Source organism: Alitiscatomonas aceti (assembly GCF_025567195.1).
Classification (GTDB): Bacteria; Bacillota; Clostridia; order Lachnospirales; family Lachnospiraceae; genus Alitiscatomonas; species Alitiscatomonas aceti.
On record NZ_JAOQJF010000001.1, the window covers coordinates 16,267 to 32,166 of the forward strand.

At 51.4% G+C, this 15,900-nt stretch carries 16 protein-coding genes; 2 read left to right on the forward strand and 14 right to left on the reverse strand.

The genetic code is table 11. The features are described 5' to 3' along the window. Window positions 1-8: 8 nt before the first annotated feature. From grdC to OCV69_RS00135, 7 genes are all read right to left on the reverse strand, one after another. Window positions 9-1,568, reverse strand: a complete 1,560-nt coding sequence (gene grdC, locus OCV69_RS00105; protein ID WP_022274582.1) for a glycine/sarcosine/betaine reductase complex component C subunit beta — start codon at window positions 1,566-1,568, stop codon at window positions 9-11. A gap of 57 nt (window positions 1,569-1,625) precedes the next feature. Next, entirely contained in the window at window positions 1,626-2,099 is a 474-nt protein-coding gene (gene grdA, locus OCV69_RS00110; protein WP_158356884.1) for a glycine/sarcosine/betaine reductase complex selenoprotein A, read from the reverse strand. 66 nt (window positions 2,100-2,165) lie between these two features. After that, window positions 2,166-2,483, reverse strand: coding sequence for a thioredoxin TrxA (trxA, locus tag OCV69_RS00115; protein ID WP_022274585.1), 318 nt, complete (start codon window positions 2,481-2,483; stop codon window positions 2,166-2,168). A gap of 39 nt (window positions 2,484-2,522) precedes the next feature. Next, window positions 2,523-3,467 (reverse strand): thioredoxin-disulfide reductase, encoded by a 945-nt coding sequence (trxB, locus tag OCV69_RS00120; protein WP_022274586.1) that lies wholly within the window; start codon window positions 3,465-3,467, stop codon window positions 2,523-2,525. A gap of 15 nt (window positions 3,468-3,482) precedes the next feature. Then, window positions 3,483-4,793, reverse strand: coding sequence for a glycine reductase complex selenoprotein B (gene grdB / locus OCV69_RS00125; RefSeq protein ID WP_158356997.1), 1,311 nt, complete (start codon window positions 4,791-4,793; stop codon window positions 3,483-3,485). A gap of 12 nt (window positions 4,794-4,805) precedes the next feature. Continuing rightward, on the reverse strand, window positions 4,806-6,086 hold the full coding sequence (locus tag OCV69_RS00130) for a glycine/sarcosine/betaine reductase component B subunit (protein ID WP_158356885.1): 1,281 nt from the start codon (window positions 6,084-6,086) through the stop codon (window positions 4,806-4,808). A gap of 29 nt (window positions 6,087-6,115) precedes the next feature. After that, on the reverse strand, window positions 6,116-6,499 hold the full coding sequence (locus OCV69_RS00135; RefSeq protein WP_022274589.1) for a GrdX family protein: 384 nt from the start codon (window positions 6,497-6,499) through the stop codon (window positions 6,116-6,118). Between the two features lie 257 nt (window positions 6,500-6,756). Between OCV69_RS00135 and OCV69_RS00140 the strand changes: the two genes are divergently transcribed. Beyond that, window positions 6,757-7,737, forward strand: coding sequence for a sigma-54 interaction domain-containing protein (locus tag OCV69_RS00140; protein ID WP_022274590.1), 981 nt, complete (start codon window positions 6,757-6,759; stop codon window positions 7,735-7,737). Between the two features lie 105 nt (window positions 7,738-7,842). Beyond that, window positions 7,843-8,865, forward strand: a complete 1,023-nt coding sequence (locus OCV69_RS00145; RefSeq protein ID WP_158356886.1) for a DUF4349 domain-containing protein — start codon at window positions 7,843-7,845, stop codon at window positions 8,863-8,865. 63 nt (window positions 8,866-8,928) lie between these two features. On the opposite strand, the gene thrS is transcribed toward OCV69_RS00145, so the two are convergent. From thrS to OCV69_RS00180, 7 genes are all read right to left on the reverse strand, one after another. Next, on the reverse strand, window positions 8,929-10,866 hold the full coding sequence (gene thrS, locus OCV69_RS00150) for a threonine--tRNA ligase (protein WP_158356887.1): 1,938 nt from the start codon (window positions 10,864-10,866) through the stop codon (window positions 8,929-8,931). A gap of 457 nt (window positions 10,867-11,323) precedes the next feature. Next, entirely contained in the window at window positions 11,324-12,238 is a 915-nt protein-coding gene (locus OCV69_RS00155) for an RluA family pseudouridine synthase (protein WP_158356888.1), read from the reverse strand. Then, a complete protein-coding gene (lspA, locus tag OCV69_RS00160; RefSeq protein WP_022274594.1) occupies window positions 12,235-12,747 on the reverse strand; it encodes a signal peptidase II in 513 nt (170 codons plus the stop codon). Before lspA ends, OCV69_RS00155 begins: the two co-directional genes overlap by 4 nt. A 33-nt stretch (window positions 12,748-12,780) precedes the next feature. Further along, window positions 12,781-13,902, reverse strand: a complete 1,122-nt coding sequence (gene aroB, locus OCV69_RS00165; RefSeq protein WP_252207867.1) for a 3-dehydroquinate synthase — start codon at window positions 13,900-13,902, stop codon at window positions 12,781-12,783. Between the two features lie 20 nt (window positions 13,903-13,922). Continuing rightward, a complete protein-coding gene (locus OCV69_RS00170) occupies window positions 13,923-14,678 on the reverse strand; it encodes a YlmH family RNA-binding protein (protein WP_158356889.1) in 756 nt (251 codons plus the stop codon). A gap of 7 nt (window positions 14,679-14,685) precedes the next feature. After that, window positions 14,686-15,198 carry a cell division protein SepF gene (locus tag OCV69_RS00175; protein WP_022274597.1) on the reverse strand — a complete coding sequence of 171 codons (513 nt, stop codon included), beginning with the start codon at window positions 15,196-15,198 and terminating at the stop codon, window positions 14,686-14,688. Beyond that, complete coding sequence (locus tag OCV69_RS00180; protein ID WP_158356890.1) at window positions 15,195-15,899, reverse strand: YggS family pyridoxal phosphate-dependent enzyme; 705 nt, start codon at window positions 15,897-15,899, stop codon at window positions 15,195-15,197. Before OCV69_RS00180 ends, OCV69_RS00175 begins: the two co-directional genes overlap by 4 nt. Between the last annotated feature and the right edge of the window lies 1 nt (window position 15,900).

Genomic DNA, 15,900 nt, shown 5'->3' on the forward strand with positions numbered 1-15,900 from the left:
TTTACGGATTATTCTTCAGAGCCAAGAAGGCCGTTGGCAAACTCACGCATTGCCTGACCGATCATAGCTTTTACCTTAGCCTCATCAAAGCCAGCCTCACCGCCGTTGGCAGCAGAGCCGTCGTTGGCCTGTACAACGAAGGAAACACCGTCGAACAGGTTTGTCATTCTACCAAGGAAAAGGCTTCCCTTACCGATGATCATGGCACGCTTTGTCTCACCTGCGAGAACTTCCTCGCGGAGCGGTCCGATATACGGAACACCAGACGGGATGTGACCCTGTGTGGGAGCCCAGCCGGTCATACCGTGCTCTTTTACGAAGTTAGCGATATCGGTTCTTGCGATCTGGCCCTTCTTAACAGCAAGAGCAGCGATCATCTTATAGTTTGCTTCCGGAACATCGCCAGCGCCAGCCGGTTTTGTGATATCCGGGTTCTGCATCTCCGGAGAGTATTTATCGATATCAGTCATAAGGAGACCTGCGCGCTCTAACGGATCTGCCACCAGGGAGCCGATTACGTTCTGCGGAGCGGAACCTGTTCCGATGGTATGTCTTCCGATGATATCGGTGCGGATCTGCGGGCTTACGCCGTCGTCTGCGCTTACAAGAACAGAGAAGCCTGCGATGGCATCCTCAAGGATCGGAAGGCCTTTCTTCACATGGTCTTTACCGTTCATACCAAGCTTTGCAGTACATCCGCCAGCAGTTACAACAACGTTCTTGAAGGTTCCTGCCTTAACAAGAGCAGCAGCATGCAGCATAGCATGAGCCGGTCCGGCACAGAAGCCACGAACGTCAGAACCAGTTGCGTTGGTGTAGCCTGCGATCTCAGCAGCAGCCTTGGCGAAGTTTCCGCCGCCGCGCTGGTTCATATCGCCGCATGCTTCCTCACAGCAGTCGATCACATAATCAACCTCATCCGGGTTTACGCCGGCTTTCTTTACCAGTTCGATCAGGGAAAGAACGTTGGAAGCCTTTGTAACCAGGTTTTCGAGCATAACATGGGCAGACAGGTTTACGTCTACGTCATGAGCGCGCTTTACAGCACCAACCAGCTTATGCTCAAAGTATAACGGCTCAGCATGCTCGTCGTTTACAAGAGATGCGATCTTCGCATCATCGTTTTCACTGTTTTTATCAAGAGCTGCCAGCTGATCCTCTTTTAAAAGGTTCTGTGCAGCCAGTTTTTCTTTTACAGAAGCAGCAAAGCTCTTTTCGAGCATTACTAACTCAAATACGTCGCAGATCTGGATAAGGCCGTAGAACTCGTCCTCCGGCATGATCTGGCCGTACTTACCATCGCGGGAAGCGTTCTCCCACTTTTTGTCATAGAACGGAAACTCTGTTGCAGCCAGGTCAGCCGGCTTTGCATTTCCGATATATACCTGGTTCGGGATATAAGAAACTGCATCCTCGAAACTTCTTAAATGGTTCGGGAGCTCCTTTAAATATTCGGACTCCGGATTAACGATCATTTCTGTGGTCTGTGTTGTACCGTTATGGATTACCATATCCGGTGTAATGGCCAGAGTATAGCTGGCCCCCTTAAGTACTGGATACCCGTTCATGAAACACACCTCGTAATTTTAAAAAAATGGGGCGCCGGACGGCGCCCCTACACCTTGTTACAGGTATTTACAGAACTCGTCGCGGATGGAAGACATTTCGTTAGCGATGTCATCTACATCCATAACCATTTCCATCATGCTGATCTGTTCGTCGTAAACACCAGCATCAACTTCTGCTTTGATTTCATCCTCACAAATGTGATATACAGTCAGTCCCAACTGGACTCCTGCTAATGGGCCTGCGAAAGTCGGATCTCCTGCAGTAACGGTCTCAGCTGCTAAACCTGCAGCCTCCCCCTCAGCGGCGCCGAGAACAACAACAACGTTCTCCGGTCCATACTGCTCTGCGAAATCTTTTACTCTCTTCTGGTTTTCCAGGTCCATAGCACCCGCGGATGTTCAGACAAAGCATTCAGTAGAAGAATATACTACATCTGCTCCGGCTGTCTTCACACAGGCTTCAATGGCTGGTCCCGGAATACCGTCACGGTCTCCGATGATAACAACTTTCTTGCCATTCAGAATAGCCATAGCATCATTTCCTCCTTATTTTATTTTGTATATAGCAACAGACATTTCTGTCCATATTGCCCGATCTTAGATGTGGGCTTTGATCATAGCCTCGATGTTCTCTACGGTAGCGTCATCCTTCACGCACTCAGCAATCTTCTCGCCGCCCTTGTAAAGAGCGATAACCGGAAGGCCAAGGATCTTCTGTCCGATAGCCAGACGACGAGCCTTTGTGGTGTTGAGAGCTGTGAATTTGATGTCCTTTCCGTAAACATCTTCCATAGCATGTACATGCGGCATAAGAGCCTGGCACGGAACGCATCCGTCACCGTAGAAATCTACAAGAACGGTTCCCTCTGCCTCTAAAACTTCAGCTGCGAAAGTGTCTTTTGTTAACTCTACCATGACTAAAACATCCTTTCTTAATGAAAAATATTAAAGAAATTAGTTCTCGTGCTCAGATACATACTTTTCAGCCTGCATAGCTGCAATGGCGCCGTCAGCGGCAGCCGTAACAACTTGACGCAGTGCCTTTACGCGGATATCTCCAGCGGCAAATACACCCGGGATATTGGTGTGCATGTTGTCGTCGGTCTTGATGTATCCGTGGTCCATATCAAGCATTCCCTCGAAGAGCTCGCTTCTGGGATTGTAGCCGATGAAGCCGAACAGGCCGAATAAGCCGTCTTCCTCATCAGCATCGATACGGGTAAGCTCGCCAGTCTTGGTATTCTTAACGATCATTCCGCTTAAGATATCCTCACCCAGCAGCTCGTCTACAACAGTATCCCACATGAAGTGGAGCTTCGGGTTCTTGAATGCCTTCTCCTGGATGGATTTGGCAGCACGGAGCTCGTCTCTTCTATGGATGATAGTAACCTTTCTTGCGAACTTTGTCAAGTACATAGCTTCCTCAACAGCAGAATCGCCGCCGCCTACTACATACACTTCAAGGTCCTCGAAGAAGTTGGCGTCACAGGTAGCGCAGAAGGAAACTCCCTTGCCCATGAACTCGCCTTCTCTCTTGCATCCGATGGGACGCGGGAAAGCGCCTGTGGCGATGATCAGTGTCTTACACTGATATGTATCTTTGGTTCCGTAAAGCTTCTTTACGGGGCCTTCCAGCTCGACCTTTGTGATGGTATCGCTCGCGCGCTCAGCACCGAACTTTTCAGCCTGTGCTGTCATTCTGGCGATCAGGGACGGGCCGCTCTCGCCTTCTACCATCTGGCCGGGATAGTTTTCAATTTCGTCAGTAATAGCAATCTGGCCGCCATCTTTTGCCTTCTCGATGATAAGAGTAGACAGGCGGTATCTTCCGGAGTACAGGCCGGCAGCTAAACCTGCCGGACCTGCGCCCAGGATAATCACGTCATAGAGCTTATCCATGGATATATCTCCTTATTATTTCCATTCAAATACAGTCTGGTCATCAACCGGAGTCTGTAAAGCTTCCAGTGCTTTAGATACGATCTTTGTTCTGATTTCCTTCTCTTCCTCACGAGTAAGAGCGGGGTTTCCTAACGGATGCGGAATAGCTACAGCCGGAACAATACGGTTTGCGCCTACTGTCTGGGAAATCGGAACTACGGTCGCAATATGAACAACCGGAATACCATAAGCTTCAATAGCTTTAACCATCGTTGCACCGCAACGAGTACAGGTTCCTCAGGTAGAGGTCAGGATCACGGCATCAACATGGTCATCAACCAGCTTCTGTCCGATCTCCGTCGCAAACTTTTTCGCATTGGCTACGGCAGTACCGTTACCAACAGTTGTGTAGAAGTATTTGTGAAGGCTGCCGATCTTTCCTTCCTTGATGAACTCGTTGATCACATCAACCGGAAGTACGCGGTCAGCGTCTTCGTTTGCATATACCGGGTCATATCCGCCGTGAGCTGTCTCGTAGGTCTCAGCTGTCAGATCGGTTACGCCTTCGATATCATACTGGCCATACTTGGAAGCACTGGAGGACTCGATGTGGTCCGGGTTGCCCTTCGGAACGATACCGCCGGAGGTAACCAGTGCGATCTTAGCCTTGCTCATATCCTTGATAGCTGCGCCAGGAGCTACACGGTCAAAGCTGGGCATTTCGTACTCAGTCTCGAATTCCTTGCCATTTAACTTCTTAATAAGCATCTCAACTGCACGCTCAGCACCGCGTTTCTTCTCGAAGAAGTTCTTACGGATACCGTTGGGCAGGTAGCCCTCTTCAGCAGATGCGCCGATAGCCTCTCCCTTAGCAACCTTTAATGCTAACGGAGCCATCTTCTTAACGGCGTCTCTCATGCCGGCAGCACTGTTCTTTGTGGAAACGATGTACACTTCCTTCTTGAACATGTCAGCGCCCGGGTTCTCTTTGTACATACCGGTGATTACCGGGATACCTTCTTTCTTAACAGCAGCAGCTACGGTACCGCAGGCTACGCCGTAACGACCAGCGTTGAAGGCCGGTCCGCAGATTACTAAGTCCGGATTCTGGCTCTTGATCATATCAAGAACAGTGGCAGTGGCAGAATCTACATTCTCATTGAAGTAGGAGTCACCACAGATTACAGTGGCAACGATCTCTGCCTCCTCGCCAAAGCTCTGCTGGAACGCAAGACCAGGTCCTACGTTGCCTTCGCGAAGCTCCGGCTTATAATCAGCTTTTTCCTCGCCGCCGATGTTGGCGAAGAACTGATTGATATAATGAACAACTCTTAACTTCGACATCATTTCCTCCTATTATCTGGCACTTAACGGATTGAAGCCCATCTCGTTTGTTGCACCTGTGATAACCTGAAGCTCAGCGACGATGGAACCGTCAGCCTGAAGGCTGCCATCGAAACCGCCGGCAATGATATCCGCAACTTCCGGATATCCGATTACCTTGTCCATCTTCGGAAGGTGGATCACTTCATTTGCGTTACCGCCTGTTACAACAGCGTTAGCTGCAGCATCAGCGTCTGCTAAAGACTGGGAAGCGCCGTCGCGGCCTGCGTACTCATCTGTGATGATTACAGTCTTAACGCCCTTGCCCTCGATCTTCTTGCAGTTCATGATCAGGTCAGTATCCGGGTTACCGAAACCTTCCTGAGATACGATAGCGCCGTCTAAGCCAAGCCACTCGCAAAGTTTGGAGGACCAGTCAGAAGAACGCATCTTATCTGCCAGATATACATTCTCGTTGGTGATGATAACGCCAACGAAGTTTAAAGTCTTTCCATGCTGGGCAAACAGATCTCTGATTACCGGGTTATTCAGATGGTGGTAGGTTGTGTTCTTGTCGCAGGCAGATACACAGTTACCGCTTACGATCGCACCGTCCATGATCTCTGTCGGCATGATGATTGTGGACAGGGACTGCTTTGCGTCAACACCGTACACATATGTATCATGCATAAGACCCTGGCTCTGTAACATAAGAACATAGCCAACTCTCGGCAGCTCCGGCCACTTCTCGATACCTTCTTTAACAGAAACAGTCTCGAAAGTCTCAACCTCTTCTGCTACGATATCTTTTGCCAGCTTACCGATATAATCGGCAGTCTTTAATCCGGCCATACGAACAGCCTTCTCATGTGCATGCTTTGCAAGTCCATCGATCGGCTCACAAACAACTACAAGGTTGTTGAGTTTGGAGAATGGTGTGTATTTGGATCCCTCTCCTGTCATGTCGATGATACCTTCCTGGAAGCCCACGATCTTACCAGTTGTAACAACTGCGCTGCCGCGAAGTACGTTTGTACGTCCGCTTCCCACAGGAGCTACCTTGGAGATCATTCCCGGGAACATAGCACCCTCACCGCTTACTTTTACACGGGGCTCGATAACGTCTTTAACCGGCATGATACGAACGCTCTCGCCAGGTCTTGCGATATCAAGCTCAACGGATTTCAGGTTCTCGTCCTCAAGAATAAGGGCTTTCAACTCGTCGGCATTCACATAGATGGTACCGTTTTCCACCTTGGATTCAGCTCCAAACTGAATGTCGTTAATCGGAATGATTCCTAATTCGAGTTTCATTGTTTACGCTTACCCCGCTTTCTTAAAAACTACAAGATTTTTTGAATCGCTCCCTCGATCAGTGACAGATCCACTGCCTGGAAATCTTCCAGGAGGTTCTGCGGCCAGTCCGGAGTCTTCCGGATCGACTGGAACTTACGGCAAGCCGTGATTCCATTTTCAATGGTGATCTCCTGCTGGTAGAATTCTTCTTTGTCCACAGGACGGTCAGATACCATCACAGATTTATAAGGAGTCTGATTGGGCTTCAGGCTTCCCGTCATCGGATGCGTTTCCAAACACCAGCCATTCTGGATATAATCCCGGACTTTCACGAGTACGTCCATATAACTCTGTCCATCCAGGTATTCCACCTGTATCTGGTCACCGTATTTTACCAGACACATCTGGTTATTTGTAATAATCCGATACATTTTTCCCTCACCCTTTATTGATACAGGAATTTCCTGTTTCAACCATTTTATTTATTAATCATAGGAATACCTTGTATTGATATTTCCTATATATAGAATGTACCACATTTCTTTCCAAAAGAAAAGGGGTATGAAGTTTTTTTCTTAATTTTTTTTCCTTGTGTATGAAATTTATTTCTTGATTTTGAAAAACATTTCATATATAATTGTATCATGATTGGACAATTATTGAATATTTTGTACAGAAAGGCCGGATCATGGACAATAAAACCTTTAATTCCGCATACTATATGGAGACAAAATCCCCCTCCTATGCAAGAACGCTCCTGGACTGCAAGCGGGTGGCCGCCTCCAATGCCAACGTTCTCCTGATCGGGGAATCCGGAACCGGAAAGGATGTGGCCGCCCAGTATATCCACGCCTTAAGCCGGCGGTCCGACAAGCCCTTTATCGCTGTCAACTGCAACGCCTATACAGAATCCCTGCTGGAGCCGGAGCTTTTCGGCGTGGAGCCGGGGATCTTTTCCGACACCATCCGCCGCCGGGTGGGAAAATTCGAGCTGGCCGACCACGGAACTCTCTTCCTGGATGCCATCGGCGACGTCAGCATGACCACCCAGGTAAAGCTTCTGCGGGCCATCGAGACCAAGGAGATCGAGCGTCTGGGCGGAAATAATAAGAAGGTTCTGGATTTCCGCCTGATCGCAGCCACCAGCCGGGATCTTCCCACCAAGGTCATCAACGGCGAATTCCGCGAGGATTTCTTCTACCGGATCAGCACCATTGTGATCCGGATCCCGCCTTTAAGGGAAAGGAAGGAGGATCTGGAAGGAATGATCCATTTTCTGCTGAAAAAAGCCCAGGAGGAAAACGGGATCCGCATCGACCGGATCGAGGATAAGGTGTGGGAGTTCCTTATGAATTATGATTATCCTGGGAACGTCAGAGAATTAAAAAACACTCTGGACCGGATGGTGGTTCTCTCCCAGGATCATGTGATCACCACGGAGGGAATCCCGATCCTCTATAACCTGAAACGCATGACGCCCGTCACCACCTATTCAGCCCACCAGCTGGTCACCTGGAAAGAATTTAAAAGGCGGAGCGAAAAAGAATATCTGGAGTGGGCCCTTCGCCAGACCGACTGGAATATTTCCGCTGCTTCCCGGGAGCTTTCCCTGAGTACCCGCCAGATTTTCAACAAGATCAACGAATATGATATTGAAAAGCCATTTTAGATGACATTTTTCTGAATTTTTTCTTACATACATTGAATCTTCTCTCTTTATATGATAATCTGAAATCAACAAAATGGACGATGTATTTTTGAAGGGAATGGTTTTATGAAAAAGAAACGATCATCGAGATTTTCCGCATCTGTGCTTCTTCCCATGGTCATCGCCTTATGCCTGGGCCTTACAGCCTGCGGAGCCAGTGCGGCCGGCGGAAAAAACGAGGCGGAAACGGTCATGGAAACAGCGGCAGCCGCCGGAGACACGCAAGGTGAAACTGTAACAGAAGGCGGAGACAGCCTTACAAGTCCGGCTTCTCTCTCCTCCCCACAAACGGCCGGTCGAAAGCTGATCCGGAACGTGGACCTCTGGGCTGAGACCGAGGATTTTGAGGGCCTCTTAAGATCCATCCATGAGCAGGTCGCCTCTCTTTCCGGCTATGTGGAGCAGTCCGATGTTTCGGGCAGCAGCATCCAGCGCGACAGCCGTCCCTCCAGGCGGCACGCCTCTATCACTGCCCGGATCCCGGCAGATCAGCTGGACTCCTTTCTCCAGGTGGTGGAGGACCAGGCCAATGTAACTGAGCGGTCGGAAACCGCCACCGATGTGACCCTCCAGTACAGTGACCTGGAAAGCCGGAAAAAGACTTTGACCACAGAGCAGGAACGGATCTGGGCGCTCCTGGAAAAGGCCGATACCCTGGAGGCTGTCATTGCACTGGAGGAGCGGCTGTCAGAGATCCGGTATCAGCTGGAATCCATGGAATCCCAGCTGAAACTCTATGACAACCAGGTGGATTACAGCACCGTATCCATCCATATCTCTGAGGTGGCCGTTTATACGCCCACAGGTTCCCAGTCTGTTGGAACACGGATCCAGGATGGCTTCAAACGAAATCTTACCTCTGTAAAAACAGCAGTCGTGGACCTGTTCGTCCTGGTCGCCTCCACTCTTCCCATCTGGCTCCCGGTGATCCTGGTGTTTGCCGCGGCAGCCGCAGGGATCCGGTATAATATAGGAAGAAACTCTTCTGGTGAGAAAGGGAAAAAGGACGAAAAGCCAAAGAAAAAGCTGGATGATCTCCGCCCTGGTGGAACTCCTCCAGGCGGCCCTTCGGATCCTTCCGCCAAATAAAAAAACATGGCGCTGCAAAGGGAAATTTCGATCCCTTGCAGCGCCTTATTTTTATTGACCGGTCTAATTCTCTTTCTTCTCCACTTCCACCGGCCGGTTCACTCTTCCGGCAATCTCCTCTTTCACATCAGAGATAAAGCTGGAAAGCTCCCTGGAGCCCTCGTCTCCCTTGAAGCGGCTTCTTACGGAAACCGTACCGTCGGCCTCCTCCTTCTGTCCTACGACCAGCATATAGGGGATCTTCTGGGTCTGGGCCTCGCGGATCTTGTAGCCGATCTTCTCAGAGCGGAGATCGATCTCTGCGCGGATCCCGGCCTCATCCAGCTGGGCCTTTACGGACTTTGCGTATTCCTCATACTTCTCAGAGATGGGAAGCACCTTTACCTGTACCGGAGCCAGCCAGGTGGGGAATGCACCGGCAAAATGCTCGATGAGGATACCGATGAAACGCTCCACAGAGCCAAAGGCCACACGGTGGATCATGATGGGTCTGTGCTTCTCTCCATCCGCACCGATGTACTCCAGGTTAAATCTCTGGGGCATCTGGAAATCCAGCTGGATGGTTCCGCACTGCCAGGTCCTTCCGATGCAGTCAACCAGATGGAAGTCGATCTTGGGACCATAGAAGGCGCCGTCACCCTCGTTGACCACATAGTTCAGGCCAAGATCATCCAGGGCGCCCTGGAGCGCACTTGTAGCCATCTCCCAGTCCTCGTCGCTTCCCATGGAGTCCTCCGGTCTTGTGGACAGCTCCACATGATACTCAAAGCCGAACAGCTTGTATACGCTGTCGATGAGCTGGGCCACGCCCTTGATCTCATCGCGGATCTGCTCCGGCATCATGAAAATATGGGCATCGTCCTGGTTGAAGCAGCGCACACGCATGAGGCCATGGAGCTGGCCGGATTTTTCGTGGCGGTGTACCAGACCGATCTCTCCCATACGGATGGGAAGATCCCGGTAGGAACGGGGCTCAGACGCATATACAAGAATACCGCCCGGACAGTTCATGGGCTTTACGGCATAATCCTCGTCATCAATGACCGTCGTATACATGTTGTCCTTGTAATGATCCCAGTGACCGGAATTCTCCCAGAGCTTCCTGTTCATGATGATCGGGGAGGAGATTTCCACATAACCGGCCTTCTTATGGATCTCACGCCAGTAATCCAGCAGTGTGTTCTTTAAGATCATTCCCTTGGGAAGGAAGAACGGGAAGCCCGGACCAGCCTCATGCATCATGAACAGGCCCAGCTCGCGGCCCAGCTTTCTGTGGTCACGCTTTTTGGCCTCCTCCATCATGGTCACATAGGCCTCCAGATCCTCTTTTTTCTGAAAGGCAGTGGCATAGATCCTTGTGAGCATCTTATTTTTTTCACTGCCGCGCCAGTAAGCGCCTGCAATGTTCATGAGCTTGAACGCCTTGCCGATCTCCTTTGTGGTCATCAGATGGGGGCCGGCGCACAGGTCTGTAAATTCGCCCTGCTTATAGAAGCTGATAACGGAATCCTCGGGAAGGTCCTCGATCAGTTCCACCTTATAGGGCTCGTCCTTCTCCTTCATAAGGGCGATGGCCTCGGCTCTGGGGAGCTCGAAGCGCTCCAGCGGCAGGGCCTCCTTGATGATCTTCTTCATTTCAGCCTCGATCTTTTCCAGATCGTCAGCAGTAATGGGATTCACCGGATCCACATCATAATAGAAGCCATCGGCAATGGACGGACCGATGGCCAGCTTCGTATCGGGCCATAAACGCTTAATGGCCTGGGCCATCACGTGGCTGGCTGTATGGCGGAGGGCTGCCAGGCCCTCGGCGTCCTTGGCAGTCAGGATATTTAACTGGCAGTCAGAATCCACCACAGTCCTCAGATCTGCCTCTTCCCCATTGATCTCTGCCACACAGGCCATTCTTGCCAGGCCTTCGCTGATATCTTTTGCAATGTCAATGACAGCCATGGGCTGTGCGTACTCTTTTACAGAGCCGTCCTTCAGTGTAACTTTCATTGTATCTCTCCTTTTCAATATATGGAAAACAGGCACCCGCTTTTTATGTCATAGGGTGTACTTGCTTATAACATAAAAAATCCCCTGCCACAGACGTTCTGTCTATGGCAAGGGACGAGTTTACCCGCGGTTCCACCCTGCTAGCACGAGCCGTATATAAGGCCCATACCTCTTATTTCTGATGATAACGGAATCACCGTTCCCGATTAAGGGACACTCCAGGGCGGTCTTCAGCCAAAGGTCCTGTAAAGCGCTTTCAGCACAGGGCGCTCCTCTCTGGACATTTCCTAAAGCTTACTCTTCCTGTCTTCGTGTTGCTGTTTGAACTTATGCACTAGTATAGCACTTGCTGGGGATTTGTCAAGTATTTGTTTCCCGCATTTCCAGGCAGATGCCTTCCGCGGCTCCCCCACTCCCTGTCCGTAAAACGGTCCCTGCCAGCCATATCCTGTCTCGGCTACGCTCCCGGAAGGACCTCCAGAAGGTGTTTAAAATATTCCGGAAGCGGGGCCGTAAATTCCATATACGCTCCTGTCGTGGGATGGATGAAGCCCAGGATCCCGGCATGAAGGGTCTGGCCCTGGAGCTTATACGGGCACCTGGCCGGTCCATAGACCTGGTCTCCCAGCAGAGGGTGTCCCAGGCTCGCCATATGGACACGGATCTGATGGGTACGGCCGGTTTCCAAACGGCACTCAATATGGGTAAAGCCCGAAAAGCGCTTCAGCACCCGGTAATGGGTCACCGCAGACTTGCCGTTCTGGTGGTTGATGCACATTTTTTTCCTGTCCTGGGGATGGCGGCCAATGGGGGCGTCTACGACACCCTCGTCCTCCTTCACCACTCCATGGACAATGGCCTGGTACCGTCTGGTTATGGAATGCTCCTTCAGCTGGGCGGCAATGGAATTGTGGGCCTGGTCATTCTTGCAGGCGATGAGGACACCAGTGGTATCCATGTCAATGCGGTGGACGATCCCAGGACGCAGGACGCCGTTGATCCCGGACAGATCCTCCCGGCAGTGGTACATCAAAGCGTTTACAAGCGTGCCCGTATAATGCCCGGCCGCCGGATGGACCACCATGCCCTTGGGCTTATTCACCAGGATCACATCGCGGTCCTCATAAAGGATATCCAGGGGGATGTTTTCAGCCAGGATCTCCGGCTCCACCGCCTCCGGCACCTCAAAGGTCAGCCGGTCGCCTTCCGATACCCTATAACTGGCCTTTACCGGACGGCCGTCTGCAAAAACGCCGCCGGATTTCATGAGCTTCTGGAGAAAGGAACGGGAATATTCCTCACACTGCTCCGACAAAAATTTATCGACCCGGTCGCCGGAGGCCTCCTCCGTCACAAAGATCTCTTTCTTCACCTAGCCTTCTCCTTCCCGGAAAAGAAGTCCAGCTCCCCTTCCTTATAGTAAAAGCCAGTCAGAAGGACCAGAAGGACGGCCGCAGTCACCACGTAGCAGTCTGCCACGTTAAAGATCGGGAAATCAATGAGACTGAAATAGAGGAAGTCCACCACATATCCCTGGACGGCCCGGTCGATCATATTTCCCACGGCCCCGGAGGTCAGGAGCACCATGGAAAAATACAGCGGCATATACCGCCGGCTCCATGGCATCCGGTAAAGGAACAGAAGGACCACAACGATCACCGCCGCAGCCACCAGGAAAAAGAAGGCGTGCTTTCCCTGAAGGATCCCGAAGGCTGCCCCCCGGTTTTCCGAATACAAAAGCTCAAATACTCCATCCCAGATCACAAAGGGGCCGTTCCCCATTAAATTCTCCACAGCCAGCCGTTTCGTCCACTGGTCCAGTCCCACCGCCAGGGCCGTCAGGAGACCGAAAAGCCCATACCGTTTCCACAAGCTGTTCATGTCATTCTCCTTATCTGAAATCCCGGGGCAGGATTATTTTTCTCCCGGACGCTCCATAACAGCGTCCAGAGCGTCCTTCATTTCCTCGTCGGTCACAGTCCGGTCCACATAGGCGTGGCCCAGGCGGTCCAGAAGGATGAACTTGATGACCCCGGCCTCCATTTTCTTATCATTCTTTGTAGCCGCCACCACAGCCTCTTTTGTAAGGCCGCCTACGGATACAGGCATATCAAAGTATTCCATGGTCTCCCTGTACCGGTCAGCCTCTGCCTCCGGCACCATTCCCCGCTTCACACAGATATCCAGGGCCGCCAGGGCTCCCAGGGCAACACAGTGGCCATGGAGCATGGAAAAATCCTTTAATTTTTCCACTGCATGGCCCAGGGTATGGCCGAAATTTAAAACGGCCCGCTCGTTCTGCTCGGTGGGATCGGCCTCCACCACCTGCCGCTTGATCCGGTTGCTCCCGCAGATCAGCCTCCGGCATACAGAAAGCTCACGGTTCCGGACTGCCTCCTTATTTTCCAGGATCCACTCATAATACTCCCGGTCCCGGATCAGCCCATGCTTGATGACCTCGCCCATACCGGCGGAAAACTGCTCCGGAGGCAGGGTCTTTAAAGCCGACACATTGGCATACACCAGCTTCGGCATATGGAAAGCACCCACCATGTTTTTATAGCAGTCAAAATCCACGCCTGTCTTTCCGCCGATGCTGGAATCCACCTGGGAAAGCAGGGTGGTGGGGATCTGGATAAAGTCCACGCCTCTTAAATAGGTGGCCGCAGTAAATCCGCACAGGTCGCCTGTGACGCCGCCTCCAAGGGCCGCCAGCCAGTCCTTCCGATCAAATCGGTTCTGGATCAGGTGTTCGTAAACGCGCTTCACCGTATCCAGGTTTTTATGCTCCTCGCCTGCGGGAAAAACGTAGGACGTCACCTGGCTGAAGCATCCGGAAAGGAGCTTTTCCACCGCCTCCAGATACAGGGGAGCCACGTTGGAGTCTGTAACGATACAGAGCTTTCTCCCCTGGCTTCCCAGCCTTTCCATTTCCTCCGGGAGACGGTCAAAGCTGTCCTCCAGGACGATGTCGTAGATGGGAGCTCCATCCCGGCATACCTGCATCCTTCCCTCTTCCATTTCTAAAACCGCCATGATAGTTCCTCCTTCTGTCTTCATCGGTATTTTAAGAACGTGACGGAGATCCGCCCCTTTTTCGTCTGTCCTCCGTTCCTTGAAAAGAGGAATTTTCCCACACCGCGGATGGACAGGATCTCTCCGGGCTCCATCTGACGGGAGGGAGAAAGAACAGCCTGGCCGTTGATAAAAACCTTCTCTCCGGCGATCAGACCGGCAGCCTTCGTTCTGGATACGCGGCCGCAGAGGGCCACAATGGCATCCAGGCGCACGGAGCTCACCGTTCCCGCCACCTCTTCATATTCCGGCTCCAGGAGCTCTTCTGCCCCCTCCCAGACCGCAGCCTCCACAGCTGTGCGGCCCACCGTATCCAGATTCTCCAGCACGTAGCGGCTGATCTTTTTCAGGACCATCACATATCCGTCCAGGTCCTTTACCACGATATCCCCGATCATAGCCCTCTCGATTCCCAGGTTCATCAGGGCCCCCAGGAAATCCCGGTGGGTCAGCTCCCCGGAAAACTTTTTATTCCGGGCCGAGATCCGCAGGCATTCAAAGGGCGGGTCCTCCAGCTCCTCCTCGTAGGATGGAAGAAAACAGACAACCTTCCTTTCTGCCCCTGGGAAGCCGCCGGCGAGAACGTATCTCACCGGCGGCAGCGTGCCAGAAATGCTCTGGAAAATTGTCTGCTCATTTAAATTCAGGAAATCCGTATTGGAGGGCATGTCTCTGTGGAAACACAGCTCCGCCAGCTCCAGGACTCTTTTTCTGAAAAGCTGTTCTTCTTTTTCCATGGTCATCCTATAAGTGGATATTGAGACCGGACACGTCGATGTTTCCGCCGGAAAGCAGATCCTGGAAGTCTCCGGAAAGCTCAACAGACTGCGGGGTTGCGATAAATATGTAATTGGATATCTTCTGAAGATTTCCGTCCATGGAATAGGTGGCTCCAGAGGTAAAGTCGATGATCCTCTGGGCTGTCTCCGTGTGGATCCCCTCCATATTGAGGACCACAGCCTTTCCGGCCAGAAGATAATCACAGATCTCTCTGGCGTCCTCCAGGGATGTTGGCTTGATCAGGGAAACCTCCATCCCCCTGCGCATGGGAACCACCTTGTTATTGGATGTGGCTCTTGGCAGGAACCTGGGTTTCTGTACCTCCGGCTCGTCATAATCGTCCTCGTAGCTGTCCTTCTTGAACAATCCCTTTTTCGCAGGTTTATCGTCATCCTCATAGTCGTCATCTAAGAAGTAATCGTCATCACTGTCTTCGCTTAACCGCATAGAATCCATCAGTTTGTTCAGGAAACTCATTCTTTCTTCTCTCCAATCTGTCTGGAACCAAAAATACCGGTCCCTACTCTTATCATGGTGGCTCCTTCTTCCACAGCGACCTCAAAATCACCGGTCATGCCCATAGAAAGCACACTCATGGTACCATTATCAATGTTTTTACTTTTGATGTCAACATATAATTGATATAATTTCTTAAAATGTTTTCGATTTTCTTCTGGATTTTCGACATTGGGAGCGATGGTCATAAGTCCCCTTACCCGGACGTGAGGGAGGTTTTTTACCTCTTCCAGAAGGGGGATCACCTCCTCCAGCATCAGGCCAAACTTACTCTCCTCCCTGGCCACATTGACCTCCAGAAGGATGTCTGCGGTCAGATCTCTCTTTGCCGCCTCCTGTTCGATCTTTTCTGCCAGATGCAGGCTGTCCACGGAATGGATCAGAACTGTCTTTCCCACCACCTGCTTCACCTTGTTGGTCTGCAAATGGCCGATCATATGGAATCTGGCGTCCTCCGGCATCTCCGGATATTTTTCCAGGATCTCCTGTACCTTATTTTCCCCAAAATCCCTGGCTCCGGCCCCGTAGGCCTCCTGGAGCATGGACAGGGGCTTTGTCTTGCTGACCGCGATCAGAGTGACCTCCTCCGGCCTTCTTCCCGCCCGTTCACAGGCAGCGTCCACACGTTCTCTTATTGTTTTTAAATTTTCTGCTACTGACATG

Bases quoted from the DNA above. Each gene is read 5' to 3' on its own strand.
- grdC (WP_022274582.1), bottom strand. From the start codon at position 1,568: ATGAACGGGTATCCAGTACTTAAGGGGGCCAGCTATACTCTGGCCATT.
- trxA (WP_022274585.1), bottom strand. From the start codon at position 2,483: ATGGTAGAGTTAACAAAAGACACTTTCGCAGCTGAAGTTTTAGAGGCA.
- trxB (WP_022274586.1), bottom strand. From the start codon at position 3,467: ATGGATAAGCTCTATGACGTGATTATCCTGGGCGCAGGTCCGGCAGGT.
- OCV69_RS00130 (WP_158356885.1), bottom strand. From the start codon at position 6,086: ATGAAACTCGAATTAGGAATCATTCCGATTAACGACATTCAGTTTGGA.
- OCV69_RS00135 (WP_022274589.1), bottom strand. From the start codon at position 6,499: ATGTATCGGATTATTACAAATAACCAGATGTGTCTGGTAAAATACGGT.
- OCV69_RS00140 (WP_022274590.1), top strand. From the start codon at position 6,757: ATGGACAATAAAACCTTTAATTCCGCATACTATATGGAGACAAAATCC.
- OCV69_RS00145 (WP_158356886.1), top strand. From the start codon at position 7,843: ATGAAAAAGAAACGATCATCGAGATTTTCCGCATCTGTGCTTCTTCCC.
- thrS (WP_158356887.1), bottom strand. From the start codon at position 10,866: ATGAAAGTTACACTGAAGGACGGCTCTGTAAAAGAGTACGCACAGCCC.
- lspA (WP_022274594.1), bottom strand. From the start codon at position 12,747: ATGAACAGCTTGTGGAAACGGTATGGGCTTTTCGGTCTCCTGACGGCC.
- aroB (WP_252207867.1), bottom strand. From the start codon at position 13,902: ATGGCGGTTTTAGAAATGGAAGAGGGAAGGATGCAGGTATGCCGGGAT.
- OCV69_RS00170 (WP_158356889.1), bottom strand. From the start codon at position 14,678: ATGGAAAAAGAAGAACAGCTTTTCAGAAAAAGAGTCCTGGAGCTGGCG.
- OCV69_RS00175 (WP_022274597.1), bottom strand. From the start codon at position 15,198: ATGAGTTTCCTGAACAAACTGATGGATTCTATGCGGTTAAGCGAAGAC.
- OCV69_RS00180 (WP_158356890.1), bottom strand. From the start codon at position 15,899: ATGTCAGTAGCAGAAAATTTAAAAACAATAAGAGAACGTGTGGACGCT.